Consider the following 24,882-nt stretch of genomic DNA (forward strand, 5'->3'; position numbering starts at 1 on the left):
GCCGAAGGCAAAAACCAAACCTACCCCCGAACCTTATAATGACGGACAAACCGCCGCCGACCCCTGGAAAATGCCCGAACTCCTCAGTAACCTGAACCCCGAACAACACGCAGCGGTAACGCTGCCAAACGAACCGGCACTGATTCTGGCCGGCGCGGGCAGCGGCAAAACCCGCGTCCTCATCACGCGCATCGCGTGGCTCATCCAGCAAGGCCTGGCGTCGCCCGCAACCATCCTCGCGGTGACGTTCACCAACAAGGCCGCCCGCGAAATGATGGCGCGCCTGCAAGCGCTCCTGCCCATCGACACCAGAGGCATGTGGATCGGTACCTTCCACGGCCTCTGCAACCGCATGCTGCGCGCTCACCATCGCGATGCCGCGTTGCCCGCTACCTTCCAGATTCTCGACACCGCCGACCAGCTCTCCGCGATCAAGCGTCTGATGAAGGGCCTGAACATCGACGATGAAAAGTACCCGGCGAAGAATCTCCAGTACTTCATCAACAACGCCAAAGAGCAGGGCCTGCGCCCCAAAGACGTCGACGCTACCGATAACTTCAACCGCAAATTCGTCGAGCTCTACGAGGCCTACGACCAGCAGTGCCAGCGCGAAGGTGTCGTCGATTTCCCCGAACTGCTGCTGCGCTGCTTCGAACTGCTCGCGCACAATCCGCCGCTGCGCGCCCACTACCAGGCGCGCTTCCGGCACATCCTCGTCGACGAGTTTCAGGACACCAACAAGCTGCAGTATGCGTGGCTCAAGCTGCTCGCCGGGCAGACCAATTCGATCTTCGCCGTCGGTGACGACGATCAGTCTATCTACGCGTTTCGCGGTGCAAATGTCGGCAACATGCGCGACTTCGAACAGGAGTTCAATGTCCGTCATCTGATCAAGCTCGAGCAGAACTATCGCTCGCACGGCCACATCCTCGATGCGGCCAATCAGTTGATCGCCAATAACTCGCGGCGTCTGGGCAAGAATCTGCGTACCGATGCGGGCCACGGCGAACCGGTGCGTGTCTATGAGGCCGCCACGGATACCCAGGAAGCCGGCTGGATCGTCGAGGAAATCAAGGCGCTTATCAGCACCGGCACCTCGCGCAGCGAAGTCGCCGTGCTGTACCGGAGCAATGCGCAGTCGCGCACCATCGAACATACATTGGTGAACGCGGGTATCGCTTACCGCGTGTATGGCGGCCTGCGCTTCTTCGAACGTCAGGAAATCAAGCATGCGCTCGCCTATCTGCGTCTGATCGACAACCCCAACGACGACACCGCGTTCTCCCGCGTCGTCAACTTTCCGACTCGTGGCATCGGGGCGCGCTCGATCGAGCAGCTCGCGGACGCCGCGCGTCTCTACAACTGCTCGATGGCCGCGGCGGTTCCGTACGTCGCCGGCAAGGCAGGGTCGAGTCTGGCCAGCTTCGCCAATCTGGTCGGCAAGATGCGCGCGGAAACGCAGCAGATGAGCCTGCCGGAAACGGTCGAATATGTCGTGCGCGCGAGCGGTCTGTCGGAGTTCTATCAGACCGAGCGCGAAGGTCAGGACCGCCTCGAAAACTTGCAGGAACTGGTCAACGCGGCCGCAGCGTTCGTCAGTGAAGAAGGCTACGGTCTCGATACGCCGGCGCGCTCCATTCCGTTGCGTCCGGGTGCGACGTCCGCGCCGGAGCTCGTGGCGGAAACGGACGACCCCAACATCGTCGTCCTCGATGCGCCGGACGTCACCGACCCCGCGCAAAACCCCGACACGATGACGCCGCTCGCCGGCTTCCTGTCGCACGCGTCGCTGGAGGCGGGCGACAACCAGGCGCAGGCGGGCCAGGAAGCCGTGCAGTTGATGACGGTCCACGCGGCCAAGGGCCTCGAGTTTACCGCGGTGTTCATCACGGGCCTTGAAGAAGGCCTGTTTCCGCACGAGAACAGCGCGATGGAAACCGATGGCCTTGAAGAAGAGCGTCGTCTGATGTACGTTGCGATTACGCGTGCGAAGGAGCGGTTGTACCTGTCGTTCGCGCAGAGCCGGATGCTGCATGGCCAGACGCGCTACAACATCCGCTCGCGTTTCTTCGACGAGTTGCCGCAGGAAACGCTCAAGTGGCTCACGCCCAAGGTCGAGGCGGGTTCGCGCTGGGGTGGCCGCTCCGATAACGCCGGCTATGGCCGCGACTGGTTTGCGCGGCCGGGTTACACGGGCCCGTCGTCTTCGACCTCGGCGCCGCTGCCGGCTTTCGCCAATGAAACGCGCGCGGCCGAAAGCGGTTTCCGGGTCGGCCAGCAGGTGTTTCACACCAAGTTTGGCGAAGGCACGATCATCGCGCTCGAAGGCGGTGGCGCCGATGCGAAAGCGCAGGTCAAGTTCAAGCGGCACGGCGAAAAGTGGCTGGCGCTCGCCGTCGCCAAACTGCAGGCGGTCGAATGAGCGCGGCGCAAACCGGAGCGGCGGGCGGTCGTCGTCCGCTCGGGGTGATGGCGGCGTTGCCGCAGGAACTCGGTGATCTGGTCGAGGCGATGCGGGCGGAGTCTGGTGTCCGTACGGTCACGCATGGGCGCCGTGACTATCACCTCGGCACTGTGCATGGCGCGCCCTGTGTCGTGACACTGGCGCGGATCGGCAAGGTGGCCGCCGCGGCAACGGTCAGCGCGCTGATTCATGCGTTCGATGTCGACGCAGTGGTGTTTACCGGTGTCGCTGGCGGCGTGGGGCGTGAAGTGCGGATTGGCGATGTAGTTGTCGCCGATACTCTGGTGCAACACGATCTGGATGCGTCACCGTTGTTTCCGCGTTTCGAGGTGCCGTTGCTCGGCATCGCGCGGTTCGCTGCGGATCAGGTGCTGGCGGATCAACTCGCGGCGGCGACGGAACGTTTTGTCGCGGAAGAGGGCGAGGCGGTCGCGGCACGCTTTGGCACGCAACTGCCTCAGGTGCACCGGGGCCTCATCATCAGCGGCGATCAGTTCGTTGCCAGCGCGGCGGCTGTCGAGGCGCTGCGCGAGGCATTGCCGGATGCGCTCGCGGTCGAGATGGAAGGCGCAGCGATCGCGCAGGTCTGTCACGAGTACGGCGTGCCGTGTGCGATCGTGCGCACGGTGTCCGATACGGCGGACGCCCATGCACCCGCGTCGTTTGCTTCGTTTTTGACCGAGATCGCCGGGACCTACTCGAACGGTATTCTCAAGCGGTTCTTGCAGGCGCGCGTTTAGGCCTTCCCACCCGCGCCCGCCGCCAGCGCGTCGCGCACCTGCTGCAATGCGCTCGCATCCTCGATAGTCGGCAGGTCGCCCGGATCGCGGCCTTCCGCCAGCGCCGAGATCGCGCGGCGCAGCAGCTTGCCTGAACGCGTCTTCGGCAGCATCGCTACGAAATGCACCCGCGCCGGCCGCGCAATGGCGCCGAGTTGACGGTCGACCGTCGAAACCAGCTCGGCCTCGAGTTTCAGGCGCGCCTTGTCCGCCGCATAACGGTCCGCATCGCGCAACACGACGAACGCCAGCGCCACCTGGCCCTTCAGCGGATCCGCGACACCCACCACCGCAACCTCAGCCACGGCCTTATGGCTCGAGATCGCTTCCTCGATCTCCCGCGTGCCGAGCCGGTGACCCGCGACGTTGATCACGTCGTCGGTGCGCCCGAGGATCGTCACGTAGCCGTCGTCATCCTGGATGCCCCAGTCGAAGGTCGAATAGATCTGCTGGTCCGGCACGCTCGACCAGTACGTACTGACGAAACGCCGGTCGTCTCCCCACACCGTCGACATGCAACCTGGTGGCAGCGGATAGCCGAGCGTGATGACGCCTTTCTCGCCTGTTGCGCAGACGTCGCCGGTCTGCTCGTTGCGCAGCGTCAGGTTGTAGCCGTACACCGGCACGCCCGGCGAGCCGAGCTTCGGCGGTAACGCCTCGACGCCGCGCTGGATGGCGAGCATCGGCCAGCCGGTCTCGGTTTGCCAATAGTTGTCGACCACTGGTTTGCCGAGCGCGTCGGAGATCCACGAGGCCGTGGGTTCGTCGAGCGGCTCGCCGGCCAGAAACAGCGTGCGCAGGCTCGACAGGTCGTACTTCTTCAGCAGTGCCGGGTCCTGCTTCTTGAGCACGCGCAAGCCGGTCGGCGCGGTGAACATCAGGTTGATCCGATGCTGTTCGACAAGCCGCCACCAGATGCCACCGTCCGGGCGGATCGGCGTGCCTTCGTACATGACCGTAGTCAGGCCCGCGATCAACGGTGCATAAATGATGTAGCTGTGACCGACCACCCAGCCAATGTCCGAAGCGGTGAACATCGTGTCGCCCGCGCGCCCCTCGTAGATGTATTCCATGGATGCCGCCAGCGCCACCGCATACCCGCCCACGTCACGCACGACGCCTTTCGGACGGCCGGTGGTGCCCGACGTGTACAGCACGTACGAGGGCTCGTTCGACTCCAGCCATTCGCATGGCACATGCGCGTCGAAAAACTGCTCGCGCAGCGGCTCGTAGTCGACGAGGTAGCTGGCGTTCAGACGCTCCGGTGCAAGCTGCCGGTCGATCCGCAGCACATGCGGCGGCTTGTGCTGCGCGCGGGCGAGCGCTTCGTCGACGAGCGGCGTGTAGTCGATCACCTTGCCGCCGCGCGCGCCGGCGTCGGCGGTCACGATCAGCGCCGGGGTTGCATCGTCGATGCGCGCTGCGAGACTCGGCGCCGCAAAACCGCCGAACACGACAGAGTGAATCGCGCCGAGCCGGGCACAGGCGAGCATCGCGAACACCGCTTCGGGGATCATCGGCAGATAGATCAGCACGCGGTCGCCACGCTTGACGCCCAGCGAGCGCATCACCGCGGCCATGCGGTTGATTTCGGCGTATAGCTCCGCGTACGTGTAGCGTCGCTCGATGCCGGTTTCCGTCGAGACATAGACGAGCGCATTTTGCTGGGCGCGTTCGGCGAGATGGCGGTCGACCGCGTTATGGCACAGATTGGTCCGGCCGCCGACGAACCAGCGCGCAAACGGCGGATTCGAGCGGTCGAGCACCATCTCGAACGGCGTTTCCCAATGGATGCGCCGCGCTTCGTTGCGCCAGAAGTCTTCAGGGGCTTCGATGGAACGGCGGTGGAACTCGCGGTAACGGGTCATCGGCGGCGATCCTTCCTGCGATATGTTGTGAGCGAGCGTGACGGTGCGTGTCCGCACAGCATAGAGCAGGCGTGCAGGCGCGGACAACGCGGGTTCACCATAGGCAGGGTGTTAGCAAACCCGGTGCCTCGATCGCAATGGTGTTTTGCCGGCTCGGCCCGCAAAACGAAAAAAGGCGCCGCAGCGCCTTTCTCCGTCCATCCTCACGTCGCACGAAACTCACGCCTTCGCGCGTTTTCCCTCGACATCGGGCAGGAACACCGTCAGCACGCCGATCAGCGGCAGGAACGAGCAGACCTTGTACACATAAGCGATGCTGGTCGCGTCGGCCAGTTGGCCGAGCACTGCCGCACCGATCCCGCCCATGCCGAACGCAAAGCCGAAGAACAGCCCCGCGACCATCCCGACCTTGCCTGGAATCAGTTCCTGCGCGTAGACGAGGATCGCCGAGAACGCCGACGCCAGCACCACGCCGATCACGACCGTGAGGACGCCGGTCCAGAACAGGTTGGCATACGGCATCAGCAGCGTGAACGGCGCGACGCCGAGGATCGACACCCAGATCACGTACTTGCGGCCAATCCGGTCACCCACCGGACCGCCGATGATCGTGCCCGCCGCGACCGCCGCGAGGAACACAAACAGGTGGATCTGCGCGGCCTGGACCGGCAGATGGAACTTGTCGATCAGATAGAACGTGAAGTAGCTGTTGATGCTGGCGAGATAGAAGTACTTCGAGAACACCAGCAGCATCAGCACGCTCATTGCGAACAGAACCTTGTTGCGCGACAGCGTCGCATGGCCGGCCTGCGCGCCCTTGGCCTTTTTGGTGGCCGGATGACGCTTGTACCAGCGGCCGATCTGCGTAAGCACGACGATCGCAACCAGTGCCGCCACCGAGACCCACGCGATGCTGCGCTGGCCGTGCGGAATGATGATCAGCGCGGCGAGCAGCGGGCCGAGCGACGAGCCGGCGTTGCCGCCCACCTGGAACAGCGACTGCGCGAGACCGTGCTGGCCGCCCGAGGCCATCCGCGCGACTCGCGACGACTCCGGATGGAACACCGACGAACCGCAGCCGACGAGTGCCGCGGCCACCAGCAGAATGCCGAAATTCGGCGCTACCGACATCAGCAGCAGGCCGGCCAGCGTAAAGCCCATGCCGACAGGCAGGGAATACGGCTTCGGATGTTTGTCGGTGTAGATGCCGATCAGCGGCTGCAGCAGCGACGCCGTGATCTGGTAGGTCAGCGTGATCAGGCCGATCTGCCCAAACGACAGCGAAAAGTTGTCCTTCAGCATCGGATAGATCGCGAGGATCAGCGACTGGATCATGTCGTTGATCAGATGCGAGAAGCTGATTGCGCCGAGCACCGAGTACACGGTGCGTTGGGCCTTGACGGCCAGAGGGGCAGCGGTGGGGATGCTTGAACCGCCGGCGAGGGCGTTTTTATCGAGGCTCGTTTCCATGCGCGTGAGAGAGGGGAGAAAGTGAGCGGGCCGGATCCGCTGGGTGACGATACCGTCTGCGCCATATCGTCACACTACGGGGAACTATCTGACGTTTCATGAAGTGTAATGTGGCTTGCATGAAATGTTCGGACAAGTTTTGTCGCGAATCAGACATCAAACGACGTAATGCTGGCACCACGGTGGGGCGATCTGCCGTGCGTCGGTCACAAAGACCGATCATTTGCAATGTTTCGGTGCGTTCTGTCAGGGGGAATTTTGGCTGTGTATAAAGCCGTCGCTGGCGCGCTGTTCATATAGTGGACGCGCAGTGGGGACGGAACACCGCACGACGGCGGCTCTAAAGATTGCTGCCGCTGGTGCCGTAGACCCGAAGAGATAACAAGGAATGCCGGAACCGACCTTTCCGGCTGGTCATACGTGAGGACCAAATATGAAAGCAGTTTCGCTGGGCAGCCAGCCGGGTGTCGGTTTCGTGGCGAGTGATGAACCGGCGGGCGGTCCGTCCGGCTCGCGCGCGCCGGTTGGGCGGCTCAAGGGTTTGTCCGTGAAGGCGACGCTCCGACTGGCTTTCGCCGCGGTGCTGATCGGTACGCTGGTGATCGGGGTGTTTTCGCTGGCGCAGATCAGCCGGCTCAACGGATCGGCGCAATCGATCTACGACCAGGGCCACGTAGCGAGCCGCGCGGCCGAAGAAGCGCGAGGTTATGTGCTGCGCGCGAGCCGTGCGCAGAAGATGCTGCTGACCGCGACGACGGCCAAGGAGCGCGACGAACTCGGCTCGGACATCGACAAGGGTCTCGCCGGCCTGTCGACGCAGATCAACACGCTGCAGCAGTATGTCGATCCCGCCGATGCGGATCAGGTGTCGCAGCAGAAGAAATTCGCCGCGGCGGTCGGGACGTGGAGCGGCCACCTGCGCGATTTCGTGAAGCTGGTGAAGGCACAGCCGCTCGATCTGTCGCAGATGAACTGGCAGGTGGGCATGCAGGATGTGTCCTTGCTGGTGGAGACCGAAAAGCTCGAGAAGATGGTGGACGCGCTGGTCGAGCAGCGCGGCGTGGCCGCGAAGGCGACCATCGACGCCTCGGCGTTCATCTACCACTCGTCGTACGTGACGATGGCGGCGATGACAATCGGCCTGATCGTGCTGGCGTTTGTGATCAGCGAATGGGTGGTGCGACGGCTGGCGCGTCAACTGGGTGGCGAGCCGGTGTACGCGAAGGAGATTGCGAGCCGGATTGCGGCGGGGGATCTGTCGAACCAGATTGCGCTGGCACGCAACGATCATTCGAGCATGCTATCGGCGCTGCATGACATGCAGAGCGGGCTCTCGACGACGGTGTCGGATATCGCGGCGAGTGCTGACGCGATTGCGACGGCATCGGGCGAGATTTCGATGGGTAATCTGGACCTGTCGCAGCGCACCGAGCAGCAGGCGATGGCGCTGGAGCGCACGGCGAGCAGCATGGAGCAGTTGACCTCGACGGTACGGCAGAACGCCGACAACGCCAGGCAGGCGAGCACGCTGGCGAATAATGCTTCGGAGATTGCGGAGAAGGGCGGCGAGGTAGTGAGCCGCGTGGTGTCGACGATGATCGAGATCAACGACAGCGCGAAGAGCATTGGCGACATCATTGGGGTGATTGAGGGCATCGCATTCCAGACGAACATTCTCGCTTTGAACGCGGCTGTCGAGGCCGCGCGCGCGGGGGAAGAGGGGCGCGGATTTTCGGTGGTGGCGGCTGAGGTGCGGAATCTGGCGCAGCGCAGTGCTGGCGCGGCCAAAGAGATCAAGGGGTTGATCAGCACGTCGGTGGAGCGGGTGGGGAATGGGTCGGCGCTCGCGCAGGATGCTGGGAATACGATGGATGAGGTGGTGAAGGCGGTCAAGCGGGTGACCGATATCATGGGGGAGATCTCGGCTGCTTCTGCCGAGCAGAGTTCTGGTATCGAGGAGATTAATCTCGCGGTTACGCAGATGGATGCCGGGACCCAGCAGAATGCCGCTCTGGTTGAGCAGGCTACTGCTGCTGCTCGGGCTCTGGATGATCAGGCTAAGGCTTTGAAGGGGATGGTGGGGAGGTTTAGGTTGAATGGGTGAGGTTGGGGTGCCTGCGGCGCCTTGGTTGTTTTTCTGGCGGCGTTTGCCTTTCCTTGCCACCGCCGTAAAGGCAACGTCGGCCTGAAAGACGGGGCAGGATCTACGAACGCCGACGTTATACGCGAACGCCTACCAGGTTCGCTTTTTCAGCGTATAGCCATACAGGCCGTACTGTGTATTGGTGGCGGGGTCGAAATAAACACCTTGCGTGATACCGTCATCGGTTTCGGTCCACGATTTGCCGTAGTCCTTGCTGGCAAACGTCATGTCGCGTGGCGCACCTTCGCCGGAGGCATCCGTTGCATACACAAGCAGTACGCCACGCTTGCCCACGCTGAGTCCGTCCAGCATCAGACGTGCATCGAAGGTATGGGGTTGCTCGACCGTCTGATTGCGACGGTTTCCCCATGTCGATAGCGCACCGGTCCGGTGCCCGTTGTCACTCAAGTCCTTCCAGTTGCGCGGCGCCCCGAGCCGGGATAGCGCATATATCGCATAGGCGTAATCGGGCGGTACCTGCTCGGACTGTAGCGAAACGACTACCTGATCAGGAAGCTTCACGTCAGGCTCGAACGCGTCGCTATCCCATTTCAGCCGCTCCACAATGCTTTCAGGTTGCATGTCCGCTATTTCTTCCGGCACGTAGTAGGCAACACGCAGCGTGCCGTCCGGACCAAGGTCCACGGCGTCAAAGGTCTTTCGGGGCACGTCGTCCTCGGTTGCGTAGAGCGGAACTGTGATTTCTTTCCATGTACGCCCGCCATCCGCCGTGCGCCAGACGCACGGTCCCCAGCCAACCGCGTATCCCCGGTCAGGATCAAGGAAAAGTAGCTGGCTGATATTCCGGCTTTCCAGCCAGTCGAGTTGCGTCCAGTTCTTGCCGCCATCGCGCGAGCGCCAGAGCTTCGTGATATGCGGTGTCAAGCCATTCTTTGGCTCAGGAATCTTGTAGTCCATCCAGTCCGTGCTGACATACTGCGTGGTCCAGTCCTTCGAATACCACCAGGCCGCATCCTGTCCCGGCTGCTGGAAGTGGCGTGTCAACCCTCCGTCGATGGTGCCGCGAAAAAAGCTAACGGTGCGCCGATTCAGCCGCTCGCTGGAATTATTCATCCATGCTTCGCTAGGCTCCGCGTAGTCCGGGTCGTTCCGCTGACTAACGGGCTTGAACGTGATTACCGGGTCAGCAATCTTGAGACTGATAACCTCGTTCCCATTGATCCGGGAGTCGCCGCCCCCATACGGTTTGTCATTTTTCATGAATGTTGCTGAAATGGTCTGCCAGCCTGGGGTCGTCATGCTGTGATATCCGTAAATTGCGATGGCGGCCAGAAGGCTGCCTAAAATGAGTGTCCTGCGCCTAGGCATCCGCATGTCACTTCGCATCCATTAGCCGCCCGAGCACTTTGCTCACCCGGTCATCGATATCGGCTTTCGCTATGTTCCGTGCGTCCCCGATGGTGTCGCCTGCAACCACCTTGCCGCTGTCCCATACCTGCTCGTAGGTTCGCCAGTCGCCCCATTCTTCGAGCGCGGGGCCACCCATGATTTTCATCATGTCCGGAAGCTGCAAACGGGCCAGTCCGTCATCAAGATAGGCGAGCGGGGGTGTCTTGAATGCAAAGCTCTTGAAAGTATCGCTTTCTAGTTCCAGCTTGTATTGAGAAACCGTCATTTTGAAGCGGCCGTTTCCCGGCGTGGCGTTGCTCATCTGGATTATGTTTCCTTGCATATTTTGGTTGAGCCCATCTTTCATATCCAACTGAAGATATCGCCTCGCAAGAACAGGCTGAAAGCGGTATCTGGACCATTTCCGGTGAACGGATGAAAGCGAAGGAGCCGCACCGCGTGCCGCTATCGGCTCCGCGCTCGCACTCGTCAAGACGCTGAAAGAGTAGAAGCAGCATGAGACATTGGTATCACCGAATCGATCTGATGGAACAGCGCGATCCGACGATGGAGGTATGGACCGCGCATGTAAGGTCGCAATCGTCGCTCCTTCTGGGGGACTAGCGAGAGCCCCGTCGGCGCGGGGCAGCAATCACCAGCACGGGAGCCAGGCGAACGCCTACCAGAGTCGCTTTTTCAGCGTATAGCCGTACAGGCCGTACTGTGTATTGGTGGCGGGGTCGAAATAAACACCTTGCGTGATACCGTCATCGGTCTCGGTCCACGATTTGCCATAGTCCTTGCTGGCAAACGTCATGTCGCGTGGCGCACCTTCCCCGGAGGCATCCGTTGCATACACGAGTAGTACGCCACGCTTGCCCACGCTGAGTCCGTCCAGCATCAGACGTGCATCGAAGGTATGGGGTTGCTCGACCGTCTGATTGCCACGGTTTCCCCATGTCGATAGCGCACCGGTCCGGTGCCCGTTGTCACTCAAGTCCTTCCAGTTGCGCGGCGGGCCGAGCCGGGATAGCGCATAAACCGAATAGGCGTAATCGGGCGGTACCTGCTCGGACTGGAGCGAAACGACTACCTGATCAGGAAGCTTCACGTCAGGCTCGAACGCGTCGCTATCCCATTTCAGCCGCTCCACGATGCTTTCAGGTTGCATGTCCGCTATTTCTTCCGGCACGTAGTAGGCCACACGCAGCGTGCCGTCCGGACCAAGGTCTACGCCGTCGAAGGTCTTTCGCGGTTCGTCGTCCTCAGTTGCTTGGAGCGGAACCGTGATCTCTTTCCACGTGCGGCCGCCATCCGCCGTGCGCCAGACGCACGGTCCCCAGCCAACCGCGTATCCCCGGTCAGGATCAAGGAAAAGTAGCTGGCTGATATTCCGGTTTTCCAGCCAGTCGAGTTGCGTCCAGTTCTTGCCGCCATCGCGCGAGCGCCAGAGCTTCGTGATATGCGGTGTCAAGCCATTCTTTGGCTCAGGAATCTTGTAGTCCATCCAGTCCGTGCTGACATACTGCGTGGTCCAGTCCTTCGAATACCACCAGGCCGCATCCTGTCCCGGCTGCTGGAAGTAGCGTGTCAAGCCTCCGTCAATCGTTCCGCGTAGAAAGCTAACTGTTGAGCGATTGAGCCGTTCGTTGGAATTGTCCATCCATGACTCTTCGGGAACGGCTTGCGCCGCGTTGTATCCTTTGTCCAAATCTACAACGCGATATCGTAGTTCGGGGCTAGCGACCTTTAGTGATATGACGTCCTTGCCACTAAAATGGCTATTTCCGCCGCCATACGGCTTGTCGTTCTTCATGAACGCTCTTGAAATGGTCTGCCAGCTTGGAGTCGTCATGCTGTGATGTCCGTAAGTTGCGATAGCGGCGAGGAGGAGGCCGCCGAAAATGAATGTCCTGCGCTTGAGCGTCCGCATGTCACTTCGCGCCCATCAGCCGCCCTAGCGCCTTGCTTACCGGGTCGTCAATATCGGCCTTCGTGGCATCCCACGCATCGCCGACGGTGTCGCCTGCAACCACCTTGCCGCTGTCCCATACCTGCTGGTAGGTTCGCCAGTCGCCCCATTCCTCCATCGCCGGACCACCCATGATCTTCATCATGTCCGGAAGCTGCAAACCGGCCAGCCCGCCATCGAGGTAGGCGAGTGGGTGTGTCTTGAACGCAAAGCTCTTGAACGTGTCGCTGTCCAGTTCAAGCTTGTATTGAGGAACCACCATTTTGAAGCTGCCGTTTCCTGGCTTGGCGCTGCTCATCTGGATTCTGTTTCCCTGCATATTTTGGTTGAGCCCATCTTCCATATCCAACTGAAGATATCGCCTCGCAAGAACAAGCCATGCTTGCCCAGCAGGGCTAAGCGTCGGAAACAATTTCGCACCATAGTTCGAACAGTAGAAGTAACCGTAGCTGACGTAATAGCTGGGCGGCTTATGCCCGCAGCCGATGTGCCGCATCATGAAGTTGCTATGCCGGGACCAGTCGGAAGAGGTACATTCGGGCTGGATTAGCGTCTGCCGCTGGTGCAGCAGACGGGCAGAGACTTCCTTGTCGGTCCACGGGTCCCAGGACGTGGCGAAGGCTTTTACGCTGGCCCATGCGCTGCCCGCCGTGACCTTCTCGACTGTTTCCGTGTATTCGCACTGCAACGGCCTGTAGTAGTACTCGCAATGTCCGATTATCGAATCCGCAGCAGGTGGGACATGATCGTCACAGGCGGTACGCTCCACGCGGGCACGCTTCGTGTATGACTTCAGCGTCATGTACGATTCCGCGTAACCCACATCCTTGTCTTCATCTGCCATTTTTAATTGCCCTTCAAGCGAATCGAAACGCCTTGGGGGACATGGCTCTGCGCCAGCGACGTTTCGCCATGTTCATTGGTTGTACCTTCGGCAATCAGCTTGCCCTCAGAGAACATCTGATAACGCGTATTGGCGACAGGAACTTCGGACCCGGCCCAATGCGCGACGAAAGCCTCATCAAACGCCCCCGTCGATTCCGGCAATGGCGGAACCGCGGTTGACAGTCTCTGCGCGCCTTTCTTCTGAATCGTAATGACCTTCAGAAAGAGGTCGAACGGGCCGCCTAACGTAATGCTGCCGTCCTTCATGTGGATAAAGGCACCGCCTGATTCGAGGGTGAGTTCCTTCTTCGCGCTGATGCGTACCGTGCCGTTGACGCTCTCCATCGTCAGATCCTGGGAGGCCAGCAGCGACATGGCATCATTCTGTGCCTGCACTTCGACCGGACCCTTTGCCGCAAAAATCCTGGCACCGAACTTCTGCGCGAACAGCGAAATCTTTTCACCCGCTGCGACCGTGAAGCGTTTCAGCACGCTCCAGTCGGCGTTCTTCCCGGCTACAGCGTTGATGCTGTCCTGCGCCGCGAACTGCACGCCGCCGGCCGCGACAACAGCCGCCGATGCCGGGGTGCTCATCAGCAGACCCGGCTTCTTCAGCCCGTCGAGATATTCCTTCGTCTGCTGCTGCGCATCAGTGTCGGCAGGCTCTGCCTTGGCGCTTTGTGCCGATGCTGCCAGCGCCTTCGCAGTCGCCAGCGCGCTTTCCAGTTGTGCGATGGTTTCCTGCATGTCGAGCTGCTTCCCGCTCGCGCCTGGACGGTCATATGCCGTGACCATCATTCCCTTACCTGCACGGCTCACTCCGTAGCCGGATGTGCGAAGCTCATAGCCTTCGCCGCGCTTTTCCAGTTTGTTGTCAACCAGGTAGCCGAGATTCAGTTGCGATTTGCCCGAGTGCTCCGTGCTGAGCTTGACGCCTTCCTGGCCCGCCCAGTCCTCAAAGCGGATCTTGTTGTTCGCCTGGGTGCGGATCACATTCCGTGAGAGCCAGCGCCGGTCATTCGTCACCAGGTCGCGCGCCTGGCTGTGATGGTGGAACGCAACGATTTCGGGCTTGTCCGGGTCGCCGTCGCGGCAGGTAATCACGGCTTCGGCATCGTCCAGCGCCGGGAAGTGCATGCCGGTTTGCAGCTTGCCCGCGAACGGCTTCGCGAGGCGCAGCGGAACACTTTCTCCGCCGTTGGGCCACGTTTCGAAGTCCGCATCAAAACGCACCGTATAGTGGCCGTTTGCGGTTATGTATGCGTATTTGTAGGAGTCCGGGCTGGTGACGCGTGCGCTGAGCGTGCCGGTCACTCTGGCCCAGGTTTGCGTCTCGAGCCTGAGACGGAAGCGCCGGTCAGCGGGGATTGCCTTGTAGCTGTTCGAGTAGGGCGTATCGCGCGCGCCGCTGTGCGTGACCTCGACAATCAACTGGCCTTTGGGCGCATCGGGTAAAACAAGATCTGTTTCCAGTACGCGCCCCGGCTGCAGGTTCAGCACGTTGCTGTCGCCTTCAAAGACTACCTGCCAGGCGATGGCCGCTTCGTGGCGAAGCTGCGCTTCCCACTTCGCTCCCGCCTGGTCCAGGTGGTGAGTGCCATAAATATAGGACTGGCCGTAAGTGGTGGGATCGCTGGGCGCAACGTTGGACGTATCGCGCAAACGCTCCCAGGCTTGCTCCGGGTTGTAATCCGCGACCATGAACGACTGCGGCACCGTCACGGTGTGGGTCTTTATCGCCGTCACCGCCTCGACGCCACCCGCCTCAAGTCCCGCTGCTTCGCGGTACGGCACGACGCGTTGCGGTTCGTCGTAAATGTAATGATCTACGTCGTCCCCGAACACCACCTGGTCGCCGTATTCTGTCTCCTGGATATAGCTGTAGATGCCCGATTTCTCCTGCAGCATATGCGCATAATTCTGGTCGCTCATGCCGTGCTGCATGCGAAAAGCATGCTTCGGATACTGGCGGCGTAGCCGGAAACTGAACTGGTGCTCAAGCATTCCGTGACCGCGCAACATCTCCGCCAGAATGTCGGGCGTTGAACCATGCTGGAAGATCCTGTTTCGGGTCACTGCTGCCAGCCGCCCGAAATGCGACTTCAACACGACTTCGTACTTGACGTAATCATTCGTGTTCTGGATCGTTGAGAAGCGCGCGATAAAGCCGGAGAATTTCCGGGGTGGTCCATCGTCCGGCACGATGACAAACGACGCGTCACGGCTCAGGTATTCGGAGCGCGCAAGCGGTTGCGGATGGGTCAATACGATACGCACCTCAGTCGGTGCACCCATCTTCTCGGTGGCCTCGAACGACACCACAGAGAGCGCCGCCGCGCTGTCCGTGCCGGGTACGTCGAGGTGGTACGCCTGTCGCCCCGGTAGGACCTGAAGTGCGCCCAGCAGGTCTGTCATTGGCCTGGCCTCCTTGCGATTGTTTGAGAGGAGCGGCCTGATTCAGCAGGACTACAAAGATTGGGAGGCCGCGATGCGGAGCTTATTTGGCTCCTAAGGGTTTTTACCCTGCGTGCCATCCCAATTCGTGCGGAAAATTCTGCAAATTGATCGTTGAAAGTCGAGGCGCAATCCGGCGGGCGAGCAATCCTGGCCGCCCGTGCAGACGGTATCCGCAAAAATATCCGTAATGTCCGTATTTCTGTTCGGATGCCGCGACCCTGGAACCCATCTGACGGACTTCGCCGGTCCGAGGTGCGAATTGCGGACAACGTTGCGGCCCTGGCTACGGCCACTTCGCGCTTGTTCGCGTCCGCATGGGAAACGGTCACGGGAAGAGGCCCCGGACCACTTGCAAAGGAGGTAACCGGTTGATTGCAGCGCCCCGGGCAGCAGGACGGATAAAACGCCTCATCCTGATGAACGAAGACTCATCAATATCGCTAGCATACCTAAATAACCAGCAGGATGGGTTATGCCCGACGGCGGGGCGCGTAGCGCGACGCTGGAGCTGATGATTACCTTGTCACTAACGGGTGTGGTGCGAAGGCAGTTCTCGTGTGCGGACCACTCCGACTTCATGTCAGTGGTGGACATCTACAGGCTAGCGGTTGCAAGCCCGCTTTCTTTGCTTACTTTCTTTGCGGCGGCAAAGAAAGTAAGTGCCGCCCCGCACAGGGGCATCGCTAATAGACCACTAAGAATGCAAGGAAAGGCCAACACCGCAAGAACAACCACCAAACCAAGGCGCCGCAGGCAAAAACCTCACCCAGCCTTAACAACAACAGTACAAGTAGTCCCAGCCGACAAAACGACCCCATCGGGGACATGATCAATCTGAATCCGGACGGGCACCCGCTGCGCCAACCTCACCCAGTTAAAAGTCGGATTCACATCAGCCAGCAGCTCGCGGCTCTGCGGATTATCGCGGTCGTAAATCCCCCGCGAAATGCTCTCCACGTGCCCCTGCAACACACCACCACTCATCAACCGCATCTCAGCCTTATCGCCGACATTCACGTGCGGCAGTTTCGTTTCTTCAAAGTAGCCATACACCCAGAATGAATGACTATCCACAATAGCGAGCTTCGCCGCGCCCGCGATGGCATAGTCCCCCTGGAACACGCTCAGATTCGTCACATATCCATCCACCGGTGACACCACGCGCGTGCGCTCCAGATTCAACTTCGCGGCATCCAGCGCGGCCAGCGCCTGCTCATATGCCGCTTCCGCAGCAGACGCCGTATGCGTCGCGTTTTCCTGACTCTCCTTCGACACCACCTGGCTGTCCATGTCCGCGCGGCGTTGCGCGTCGTCGCGGCGCATCTGCAACTCGGCCTTGCGTGCCGCGACGGCAGCCTGTGCCTGCTCGACCGCGATCTGGTAATGCGAGGGGTCGATCTGCATCAGCAAATCGCCTTTCTTTACCAGCTCGTTGTCGTGTACCGGCAGCGCCACCACCGCGCCCGAGACGTCCGGCGCAATGTTCACGACGTCCGCGCGCACCCGTCCGTCGCGTGTCCACGGCTCGTCCATGTAGTGGACCCATAAGGCGCGGCCTATCAGCAGCGCAACAATGAATACGACGGCTGTTGCCACAAAACCCAGAATATTTCGGATGGTCATGATTCGACTCTGATCAACGATAAACGGCGAGACCCAGCACGCCGCACACACATACGAGCAAGCTGGCCCGGAACAGGTTCGGATGCCACACCACGCGATACAGTCCCGTATAGGCAATCGCGCGATCCAACACCCAGGTAAGCACAGCGCCGGCAATGAACATCAACACAATGGCCGGCACGTAAGCGTCAAGCACAGCAACTTCACGTGGCATGGCGAACTCCTTCTTGTTTCCCGGTCCGCGAGCCCACCAGCGTCTCTAGTGGCGATTGCGGATCGAGCAGCGCGGTACGAATGAAATGCAGATGACTCAGGATGCGTTGCAGTCGATGATGCTCCTCACGCGGTGGTGTGAACGTCGACAGCACTTGCTGGACGGCCGCAGTAGCGTCGATCGTCGCTGCGAGCGCGGTGTCCATCCGTTGTGCGCTTGGCCGGTCGAAGAGCGCTGCGATTGCGTCGCGCATCTTGCGTTCAGCAACGCGCCACGGCATCGTTTTCGCGTAGCGGGCGTCCGGCGGCAGCGCGCCGATCTCGCGCCGCATATCGATGATCGCGTTGCCCACTTCGAGCACGGCGAACAGCCAGCGCAGGCTGTCGCGCTTGACCTCGGGTTCTGTCTCGGCGAGCGCGTTGATCTGGAACATCAGGTCGCGTGCGCCGCTTTCGAAGCGGGAGCGCAGGCGTGTCAGACGTGAGTTGCAGGCCGTCACGACATGGCGGCGCAGGTCGATCAACAGACGGTTGCGCATCCACGGCAGCGACGGCGGCAGGAGCAGCGCGAATGCGATCGAACACACGAGCATCGACAGGAACAGCGCCAGCCCATCGTTGATCACGCCGGTCGGATCGTAGTGGATCACGTTGTCCGGACCCGCGAGGAAGCAAAAGAAAATGCAGTAACCCACGCCGTAGCCGGCCAGCTTTGGGCGCGTCGTCATGAATACGCCGAGCAGCAGGAACGGCGCGAGCGCAACGCAAAGCAGCGGAAAACCGTCGACGCGCGGATACAGCCCGAATACGACAATCATCCCCATCAGCGACGACAGGAGCGTGCCGCCCGCCATCTGAAATGCCATGCGGGTAGGGTTCGGCGATGTGGACGCCAGAGCACAGGTCGCCGCGCCGACCGGCAGCAGCGTGACGCCGCTCGGCCACGCGCTCGCGATCCAGAACACGCCCAGCAGCGCGATCACGATCGTCGCGCGCATGCCGGCGACCCCTGCAAACAATGCGTTGGTCCGCGGCTCATAGCGGTCGATCCAGCGCTCGCGCTCGTGCGTATCGCTCGCCAGCGAGGCATACGTGGCCGCATACGCGTGCAGATCGTCGATGAAGCGGTAGAGCAGTTCGGCGGCGGTGTCGAAATCGAGCAGCGGCACGTCGGGGCGGGCTTCCAGCGCTTCGCGCGTTGCCCGCAGCCGGTTGGGCAACTCGGTCTTGTAGGTTTCCAGTTGTTCGGTCACGCGCACGGCATCGGCGGCGGTCAGAACCGGTTCGCCGGATTTGTCGAGGAGTGGCGCGATCTCCTTGAAGTACGGTTCGATGGCTTCGATAGCGGCAGACGCGCCGGCCTCATGCAGCCGGTTCATCAACTGATGCAAGGCGTGAAAGCGCGTCGATGCAGTCATGAACTCGCTGTTCAGGCGCGACAGGCGGCCGCCTCTCATCCGCGAGGCCGGGGTTTCGAACACGGCGACGCTGCGGATCGCTTCGAAGCCCACGATGTCTGCGACAAAGCGTGCGTTGGTGGCCTCGATCTGCGCGCGATCGACCTGGCCCGACAGCGACGCCGAAACGTATTCGACGAACGCACTAAAACGGCCGCGTATGGTGGTGCGCATCTGTTCGCCGGTGAATTGCGGGAACACCAGACCGCTGACTGCGCCGGAACAGACAATGCCGACCACGATTTCCGCGACGCGCGTCGTTGCGGAAATGAACGCGCCGTCTGGATGTTGTGCCGCCGGAAAGCCGATCAACGCGGCGGTGTAGCCGGCCAGCACGAAGCCATACGTGCGGAAATTTCGGTTGCGCGCGGCACCCGCGGTACAGATGCCGACCCAGATCGCCGTCGACGCGATGAAGAGTTCCGGCTGCTGCGCAAACCGGCCGATCAGCGCCAGCATGACGACGAGCCCGACCACCGTGCCGCAGATCCGGTAGAAGCTCTTCGCGAACACCATGCCGCTTTGCGGTTGCATCACGATGAAGACGGTCGTCATCGCGGTACGCGGTTGCGGCAGGTCGAGTTTCATCGCTACGTATAGCGAAAGAAACGCGGCAGCCAGCGCCTTGAAGATATAGATCCAGGTCAGGCCGTCGGTGCGGGCCCAATCGGCGGCGGCCGCGTAGAAGGCCGTCAAAGTGAGTGGCTGGCGCGGGGCTGAGGAGGGGGAGGTGGACATGATTCGCGGCCCTTACTGCACAGTGGGCGCGTAGGCCGAGGCTTGACCGCCAGTCATTGCGTTGGCGGTCGGCGGCGCCGCCGTCGCCGTTTTGCCCTTCCCATGCGCCGGCAGCGTTTCATCCGTCTTCGGGCCGTCAGCCGGATCGGCGAGGCCGCCACCGAGCGCCGTCATCAGAGAAGCATGCGCACCCAGCCGCTCGGCCTGCACACGTGCGACGCCTTCCTGCGCACGCAGCAACTGGTTCTGCGCCACCAGCACATTCAGATAGTCCGTCAGACCACGCCGGTAGCCTTCCTTCGCGAGGTCATAGTTCTTGTGTGCGGCAGCGACCGAGCGATCGGCATCGTTGGCCTGCGTCTCGAGAGAACGGATCCGCACCACCTGGTCCGCCACGTCCTTCAGCGCGCTGACGATGGTCTGGTTGTACTGCTCGACTGCCGTGTCATAACCGGCATCCGCGGCGCCCAGTTGCGAGCGCAGCCGGCCGCCGTCGAAGATCGGCAGCGACATCGCCGGTCCCGCGGTCCAGCCGCCGTTGGTCGCCTTCAGGAACTGGAACAGCGGACCGGCCGCAGCATAGCCGCCCATCGATGCCAGCAGATTGATGTCCGGATAGAAGTTGGCCTTGGCGACGTCGATACCGCGCGCCTGTGCCGCCACCGTCCAACGCGCCGCGACGATATCGGGACGATGGCCGAGCAGCTCGGCAGGCAGCGTCGAAGGCAAGCCTGCGGGCGCGTCGAGAGAAAGCGTTGGACGGGTGATCGAATCGCCCGCGCCGGGACCTTTGCCTGCCAGCGCCGCAAGCTGATTGCGGCCCAGCGCGATCTGCTCTTCGAGTGCGTCGATCTGGCGTTCGTATTCGGGCACAGGCGTTTCGGCCTGGCTCACTTCGAGCTGCGTGCCGAGACCACCTTTGAGACGGCGCGTGGCGAGATCGACGATCTGCTGTTGCTGTTGCAGCGTCGCCTGGGCGATGTCGAGCAGCGCGTAATTCATCGACATACCGATATACGCACGCACCACGTTCGCTTCGAGTTCGAGTTGCGCGGCGCGTTCGTCGGCTGCGCTGGCGTGAGCGGCGTCGAGCGCCTGCTCGGCGGCGTTCTTGTCCTTGCCCCACAGGTCAAGGTGATAGGACAGGCCGAGCGTGCCGGTGTTGTCGTAGGAGTTGGTGTTCGAGAGCGAACCCGGACCGTAATAGATATTGTCTGGCCAGTGCTGACGCTCGAGCGACAGATTGCCGTTGACCTGCGGCGAGAGCGCCGCGTGCGCCACGCCAGCCAGCGATTGCGCTTCGCGCACCCGTGCCTGCGCAACGGCGAGCATCGGATTGCCGGCCTGAGCCGCGTCGATCCACGCATTGAGCTGCGGATCGTTATAGACGCGCCACCAGTCCGCAGCGGGCCACTGCGCCTCGGCATCGGCGGCACGAATCGCCGCGCCGGCATCGAGCGAGGACGGATTCATTCCGCGTGCCTGAGGCGCGATGCCTCCGGTACTGGCGCAGCCGGCGATTATCATGGAGATCGTAAGAACCGCGATCGCGGTGATCCCTTTTTGTACCGGAGGCTGCACGATTTACTCCTTTATTGACTAAAGTACCTTGTGCGCCATTATATTTTTCGCTGTATTTACGAATAACCCGCAAAGATGTAAGGCATTTTTACGGAAATTGAGATAATCGCTCTTGCGAAGCGTGTAACAATCGCTTCGTCTCAGTGAGGATAGGTATGGATACGCTTCAAAACATGCGTGTTTTCACCCGCGTCGTCGAGGCGGGCAGCTTCACCGGTGCCGCGCAGCACCTCAATACGACCACGGCGTATGCGTCGCGCGCGGTCTCCGATCTCGAGGCGCATCTGCGCACCCGGTTGCTCAATCGCACCACGCGCCGCATTGCGCTGACCGAAGCCGGCGAGCGTTATCTGCAGCGCTGCGAACAGATTCTGGCCTACGTCGATCAGGCCGAAGCCGAAGCGGGCGATGCTCACGCAAAGCCGTCCGGCAAGCTGAAAGTCCACGCCATGACGAGTTTCGGCCAGCACTATGTGGTGCCGGCCGTCGGGCGTTATCAGCAGCGCTATCCGGAAGTACAGGTTGAATTGACGCTGGCGCAACGCATGCCCGACCTGCTCGACGAGGGCTATGACGTTGCGCTCGTGCTGGCGCACGATCTGCCGGACTCGGGGCTCGTTTCGCAGCGCCTGGGCAGCGCATTTAGCGTTGCCTGTGCGTCGCCTGCTTACCTTGAACGTAATGGCGTACCGCAGACGCCTTCGGATCTCAGCCGCCACACCTGTCTGCAGATGGTCACGCCGGTATTTCCGACAAACGAATGGACCTTCGACGGCCCGAATGGTCAGGAGACCCTGGCGCTGGGCGCGGCGACGTTTCAGGTGAATGTCGCCGAGGCGCTGGCGGTGGCGGTGCGCGAGGGCATGGGCATTGGCCTCATCCCGATCTATTCGGCGATCAGTGGCCTGCGTAGCGGCCAGTTGATGTGGGTGTTGCCGGAGTACACGTCCCAGGAGATGAACGTGTATGCGCTGTACCCGTCGCGCCAGTATCTCGACGCGAAGATCCGCACCTGGGTCGAATTTCTGCGTGACGAACTACCCTCGACGCTCGCCACCGATCAGGCCGAACTGCGTAAATTCATCCGCACGTGACGGCGGGTCCTGGCGCACGCCGTCCGCCGGTTCGCGTTGACTGACCGTTCTCGCCGTGCATCACAGGCTGTTACAGATCTTCGGCATCGCAACATTTCCTTACTTCTCCCGCCGATTTGATTTGATAACGTTGGGTCAACGCGCTGGCCGGACCGAGTGGGTTGCAGTCAGGAATCTGAATTTACTGGAACGAAGAGGGACTCATGGATACGCATCTGCTGATCGGCGTGGCCGTCATGCTGGGACTGATTGGAATTGCCGCCTCGCGCGATCTGTTGCGCAACCTGCGTGCGCAGCCGCAACTGGTGCCGATCCGCGCCGAACGTCGCGACGCAGCGGGATATCAGCGCCGCCGCTGAGCGTGTGCGGGTAGCGTCGATGACGCTGCCCGTGTCGGCTCAAGCATCTTATATTTCGACCACCCTGTCCCACGCAAACTGCGGATTTTCCGGCTGTCCAGTGCGGCGGTCGAGGTAGCCACGCGGATTGCACATGACCCGCGTGCCCTCAACGGTGTAGTCGAACGCCGTGTGAGTGTGACCGTGAATCCACAGCACAACCGGTGAGCGCACCAGCGTCGGCAGATGGCTGACGAAGCCGGCCGACACGCGGTCATCCGCGTAACGCTCGGCGAGACTCAACCGGTGCGGCGCGTGATGCGTGACCACGATGGTTTTCCCCGCGAATGGCTTGCTCAATTCCCGCTCTAGCCACGCGCGCGCCTGTGCATGTAGCGCGAGGGAGTCGGCAGGGGTGAAATCGCGTGTGGCAGTGGTGTTCGCCGCGGCCGAGACGTCGTGCGGCCACGTGAGCTGGATCAAACCTTTGAAGTCGAGCATGACGCGCTGGGCTGCTGCCGTCGAAATCGCCAGCGCCTCCTCGTCAGCGCCATAGAGCGTGAAGTCGGTCCACAAGGTGGTCCCAAGCACGCGCCATTCGCCAGCGGGATCCACCAGCGCAGCGTTATTCAGAAAGTGCACGTTCTCGACCGATGCTGCCGCATCGCGCATGGCCGCTTCCAGCGCGCCGAATTCTCCGTCGTAGTACTCGTGATTGCCTGGCACATAGACGACGGGCGCAGCCCCGTCGAACGTCTCGGCGGCCCAGCGCGCACCCGCTGCGTGATTGTGAATATCGCCGGCAAGCACAATCAGATCCGCCTGCGCATGCGGGATCACTTCCGGCTCGTCGCACTCCAGATGCAGGTCGGACAGCACACGGATCTTCACGAACGGCACTCCTTTGTGGATGGAAAGCCTGTACTCCTAGCGTAGCACCTTGCCGGGATTCATCAGGTTGAGTGGATCGAGCGCGCGTTTGACGGCTCGCATCAACTGCACTTCCACGTCCTGCTTGTAGTGCATCGCCTCGTCGATCTTCAACTGGCCGAGCCCGTGTTCCGCGCTGATGCTGCCGCGATGGCGATGCACGCTGTCGTAGACGATCTGGTTGATCGGGCTCTGGTACTCCGCGAGAAACGCTTTCGCATCGACGCCTTCGGGGGCTTGCACGTTGTAGTGCAGATTGCCGTCGCCAAGGTGACCGAACGTGACCATGCGTACGCCCGGCACGGCTTGCGCAATCGCGGCGTCCGTTTCTGTGATGAAGTGCCCGATGCGTGAGATTGGCACGGCGATATCGTGCTTGATGTTGAGACCTTCTTCGGCCTGCGCGAGCGGAATGTGTTCGCGCAGATTCCAGAAAGCCCGCGATTGCGCGAGGTTTTCCGCTACCACTGCGTCCTGCACCAGTCCTTCCTCGAGCGCCGTTTCCATCAGCCGTTCGAAGAGGGCGCGTGCGTGTTCTTCGCTTTCGCTGTCCGATAGTTCGAGCAGCACGACTTGCGCGTGCGGCTCGGCGAACGGATAGCGCATCTGAGCGAAATGCCGGTTAACGAGTCGCAGGCAGAAATCGGACATCAACTCGAAGCCGGTCAGAAGCGGACCGGCAAAGCGCTGCGTGAGTGCGAGAAAATCGAGCGCAGCGTGCGGCGAGGCGAGCGCGGCAAGCGCCGTGACGCGCGCCGCCGGCTGCGGATGCAGCTTCAGCACGGCCGCGGTGATGATGCCGAGCGTGCCTTCCGCGCCGATGAACAGGTCGCGCAGATCGTAGCCGGTGTTGTCCTTGCGCAGGCCACGCAGGCCGTCCCACAACTCGCCTTGCGGGGTCACCACTTCGAGACCGAGACAGAGTTCGCGCGTGTTGCCATAGCGCAGCACGCCGGTGCCGCCCGCGTTGGTGGCGAGATTGCCGCCGATCGTGCAACTGCCTTCGGCCGCCAGACTCAGCGGGAACAGACGGCCGGCTTCTTCCGCGCGGGCCTGCACGTCGGCGAGGATCACGCCCGCTTCGACGGTGATCGTGTTGTTGTGCGGGTCGATATCGCGGACGCGGTTTAGACGGCGCAGACTGAGCACCGCTTGTGCGCCGCCGGCATCCGGCGTGGCTCCGCCGACCAGGCCCGTGTTGCCGCCTTGCGGCACCAGTGCGACGCCATATTCCACTGCCAGCTTCACCAGAGCGGCAACCTCGGCGGGTGTCGCCGGACACAGTACCGCGCAGGCCGCGCCGGTGTAGCGGCGACGCCAGTCGGTGAGGTAGGAGGCGGTGTCGTGGGATTCGGTCAGAACGTGTGCTACACCGATAGCGTCGCGGCAGGCCGCGATGAAGGCATCGCCTGAGGCCAGGTTAGGTGCCGTTTGAGAAGCGGAATGGGTCATGATGGTCGGTCAGAAGAGAGAGGCGAACACGCGACGTCGCCTCGTCTACGGTTGATCTTTGGGAGCTG

General features: G+C 61.7%; 18 protein-coding genes. 5 read left to right on the forward strand and 13 right to left on the reverse strand.

Annotated features, from left to right (window positions below; translation table 11 throughout):
- Positions 1 to 70 precede the first annotated feature (70 nt).
- Both BUS06_RS08880 and BUS06_RS08885 read left to right on the forward strand, forming a co-directional pair.
- A complete protein-coding gene (locus tag BUS06_RS08880; RefSeq protein ID WP_074263935.1) occupies positions 71 to 2,422 on the forward strand; it encodes a UvrD-helicase domain-containing protein in 2,352 nt (783 codons plus the stop codon).
- Positions 2,419 to 3,204 carry a 5'-methylthioadenosine/adenosylhomocysteine nucleosidase gene (locus tag BUS06_RS08885; protein WP_074263936.1) on the forward strand — a complete coding sequence of 262 codons (786 nt, stop codon included), beginning with the start codon at positions 2,419 to 2,421 and terminating at the stop codon, positions 3,202 to 3,204. The genes BUS06_RS08880 and BUS06_RS08885 overlap by 4 nt, the downstream gene beginning before the upstream one ends.
- On the opposite strand, the gene BUS06_RS08890 is transcribed toward BUS06_RS08885, so the two are convergent.
- Together BUS06_RS08890 and BUS06_RS08895 are read right to left on the reverse strand one after the other, a co-directional pair.
- A complete protein-coding gene (locus BUS06_RS08890) occupies positions 3,201 to 5,168 on the reverse strand; it encodes a propionate--CoA ligase (protein WP_074265983.1) in 1,968 nt (655 codons plus the stop codon). The genes BUS06_RS08885 and BUS06_RS08890 overlap by 4 nt on opposite strands.
- Positions 5,169 to 5,330: 162 nt before the next feature.
- On the reverse strand, positions 5,331 to 6,581 hold the full coding sequence (locus BUS06_RS08895; protein WP_074263937.1) for an MFS transporter: 1,251 nt from the start codon (positions 6,579 to 6,581) through the stop codon (positions 5,331 to 5,333).
- Positions 6,582 to 7,014: 433 nt separating this feature from the next.
- Here BUS06_RS08895 and BUS06_RS08900 point away from each other — a divergent pair, with 433 nt between their 5' ends.
- A complete protein-coding gene (locus BUS06_RS08900) occupies positions 7,015 to 8,685 on the forward strand; it encodes a methyl-accepting chemotaxis protein (protein ID WP_074263938.1) in 1,671 nt (556 codons plus the stop codon).
- Positions 8,686 to 8,814: 129 nt separating this feature from the next.
- Here the strand turns inward: BUS06_RS08900 and BUS06_RS08905 are convergent, their stop codons facing one another.
- The 9 genes from BUS06_RS08905 to BUS06_RS08945 all read right to left on the reverse strand — a co-directional run bounded on the left by BUS06_RS08905 (position 8,815) and on the right by BUS06_RS08945 (position 21,000).
- Positions 8,815 to 10,071, reverse strand: a complete 1,257-nt coding sequence (locus BUS06_RS08905; RefSeq protein ID WP_254368788.1) for a WD40/YVTN/BNR-like repeat-containing protein — start codon at positions 10,069 to 10,071, stop codon at positions 8,815 to 8,817.
- A complete protein-coding gene (locus BUS06_RS08910) occupies positions 10,061 to 10,396 on the reverse strand; it encodes a hypothetical protein (protein WP_174567506.1) in 336 nt (111 codons plus the stop codon). Before BUS06_RS08910 ends, BUS06_RS08905 begins: the two co-directional genes overlap by 11 nt.
- 357 nt (positions 10,397 to 10,753) lie before the next feature.
- On the reverse strand, positions 10,754 to 11,890 hold the full coding sequence (locus BUS06_RS08915) for a WD40/YVTN/BNR-like repeat-containing protein (protein ID WP_254368798.1): 1,137 nt from the start codon (positions 11,888 to 11,890) through the stop codon (positions 10,754 to 10,756).
- Positions 11,891 to 12,008: 118 nt separating this feature from the next.
- On the reverse strand, positions 12,009 to 12,890 hold the full coding sequence (locus BUS06_RS08920; RefSeq protein ID WP_074263940.1) for a hypothetical protein: 882 nt from the start codon (positions 12,888 to 12,890) through the stop codon (positions 12,009 to 12,011).
- Positions 12,891 to 12,892: 2 nt separating this feature from the next.
- The gene (locus BUS06_RS08925) at positions 12,893 to 15,346 is read right to left on the reverse strand and encodes a type VI secretion system Vgr family protein (RefSeq protein WP_074263941.1); all 2,454 of its coding nucleotides are present in this window, start codon (positions 15,344 to 15,346) and stop codon (positions 12,893 to 12,895) included.
- 804 nt (positions 15,347 to 16,150) lie between these two features.
- Positions 16,151 to 17,011 (reverse strand): efflux RND transporter periplasmic adaptor subunit, encoded by an 861-nt coding sequence (locus BUS06_RS08930; RefSeq protein WP_074263942.1) that lies wholly within the window; start codon positions 17,009 to 17,011, stop codon positions 16,151 to 16,153.
- Between the two features lie 13 nt (positions 17,012 to 17,024).
- Positions 17,025 to 17,225, reverse strand: coding sequence for a DUF1656 domain-containing protein (locus BUS06_RS08935; protein WP_074263943.1), 201 nt, complete (start codon positions 17,223 to 17,225; stop codon positions 17,025 to 17,027).
- Entirely contained in the window at positions 17,215 to 19,419 is a 2,205-nt protein-coding gene (locus BUS06_RS08940) for an FUSC family protein (protein ID WP_074263944.1), read from the reverse strand. Before BUS06_RS08940 ends, BUS06_RS08935 begins: the two co-directional genes overlap by 11 nt.
- Positions 19,420 to 19,431: 12 nt before the next feature.
- Positions 19,432 to 21,000 (reverse strand): efflux transporter outer membrane subunit, encoded by a 1,569-nt coding sequence (locus BUS06_RS08945; RefSeq protein WP_074263945.1) that lies wholly within the window; start codon positions 20,998 to 21,000, stop codon positions 19,432 to 19,434.
- Positions 21,001 to 21,155: 155 nt separating this feature from the next.
- On the opposite strand from BUS06_RS08945, the gene BUS06_RS08950 reads away from it, so the two are divergent.
- Positions 21,156 to 22,094 (forward strand): LysR family transcriptional regulator, encoded by a 939-nt coding sequence (locus tag BUS06_RS08950; protein WP_074263946.1) that lies wholly within the window; start codon positions 21,156 to 21,158, stop codon positions 22,092 to 22,094.
- A gap of 203 nt (positions 22,095 to 22,297) precedes the next feature.
- Positions 22,298 to 22,453, forward strand: a complete 156-nt coding sequence (locus BUS06_RS37800) for a hypothetical protein (RefSeq protein ID WP_167379378.1) — start codon at positions 22,298 to 22,300, stop codon at positions 22,451 to 22,453.
- Between the two features lie 48 nt (positions 22,454 to 22,501).
- Here the strand turns inward: BUS06_RS37800 and BUS06_RS08955 are convergent, their stop codons facing one another.
- Both BUS06_RS08955 and BUS06_RS08960 read right to left on the reverse strand, forming a co-directional pair.
- The gene (locus BUS06_RS08955; RefSeq protein WP_074263947.1) at positions 22,502 to 23,323 is read right to left on the reverse strand and encodes a metallophosphoesterase; all 822 of its coding nucleotides are present in this window, start codon (positions 23,321 to 23,323) and stop codon (positions 22,502 to 22,504) included.
- A 36-nt stretch (positions 23,324 to 23,359) separates the two neighbouring features.
- Entirely contained in the window at positions 23,360 to 24,814 is a 1,455-nt protein-coding gene (locus BUS06_RS08960; protein WP_083611371.1) for an FAD-binding oxidoreductase, read from the reverse strand.
- Positions 24,815 to 24,882 lie beyond the last annotated feature (68 nt).

The sequence above is a fragment of the Paraburkholderia phenazinium genome, assembly GCF_900141745.1.
GTDB classification, from domain to species: domain Bacteria; phylum Pseudomonadota; class Gammaproteobacteria; order Burkholderiales; family Burkholderiaceae; genus Paraburkholderia; species Paraburkholderia phenazinium_B.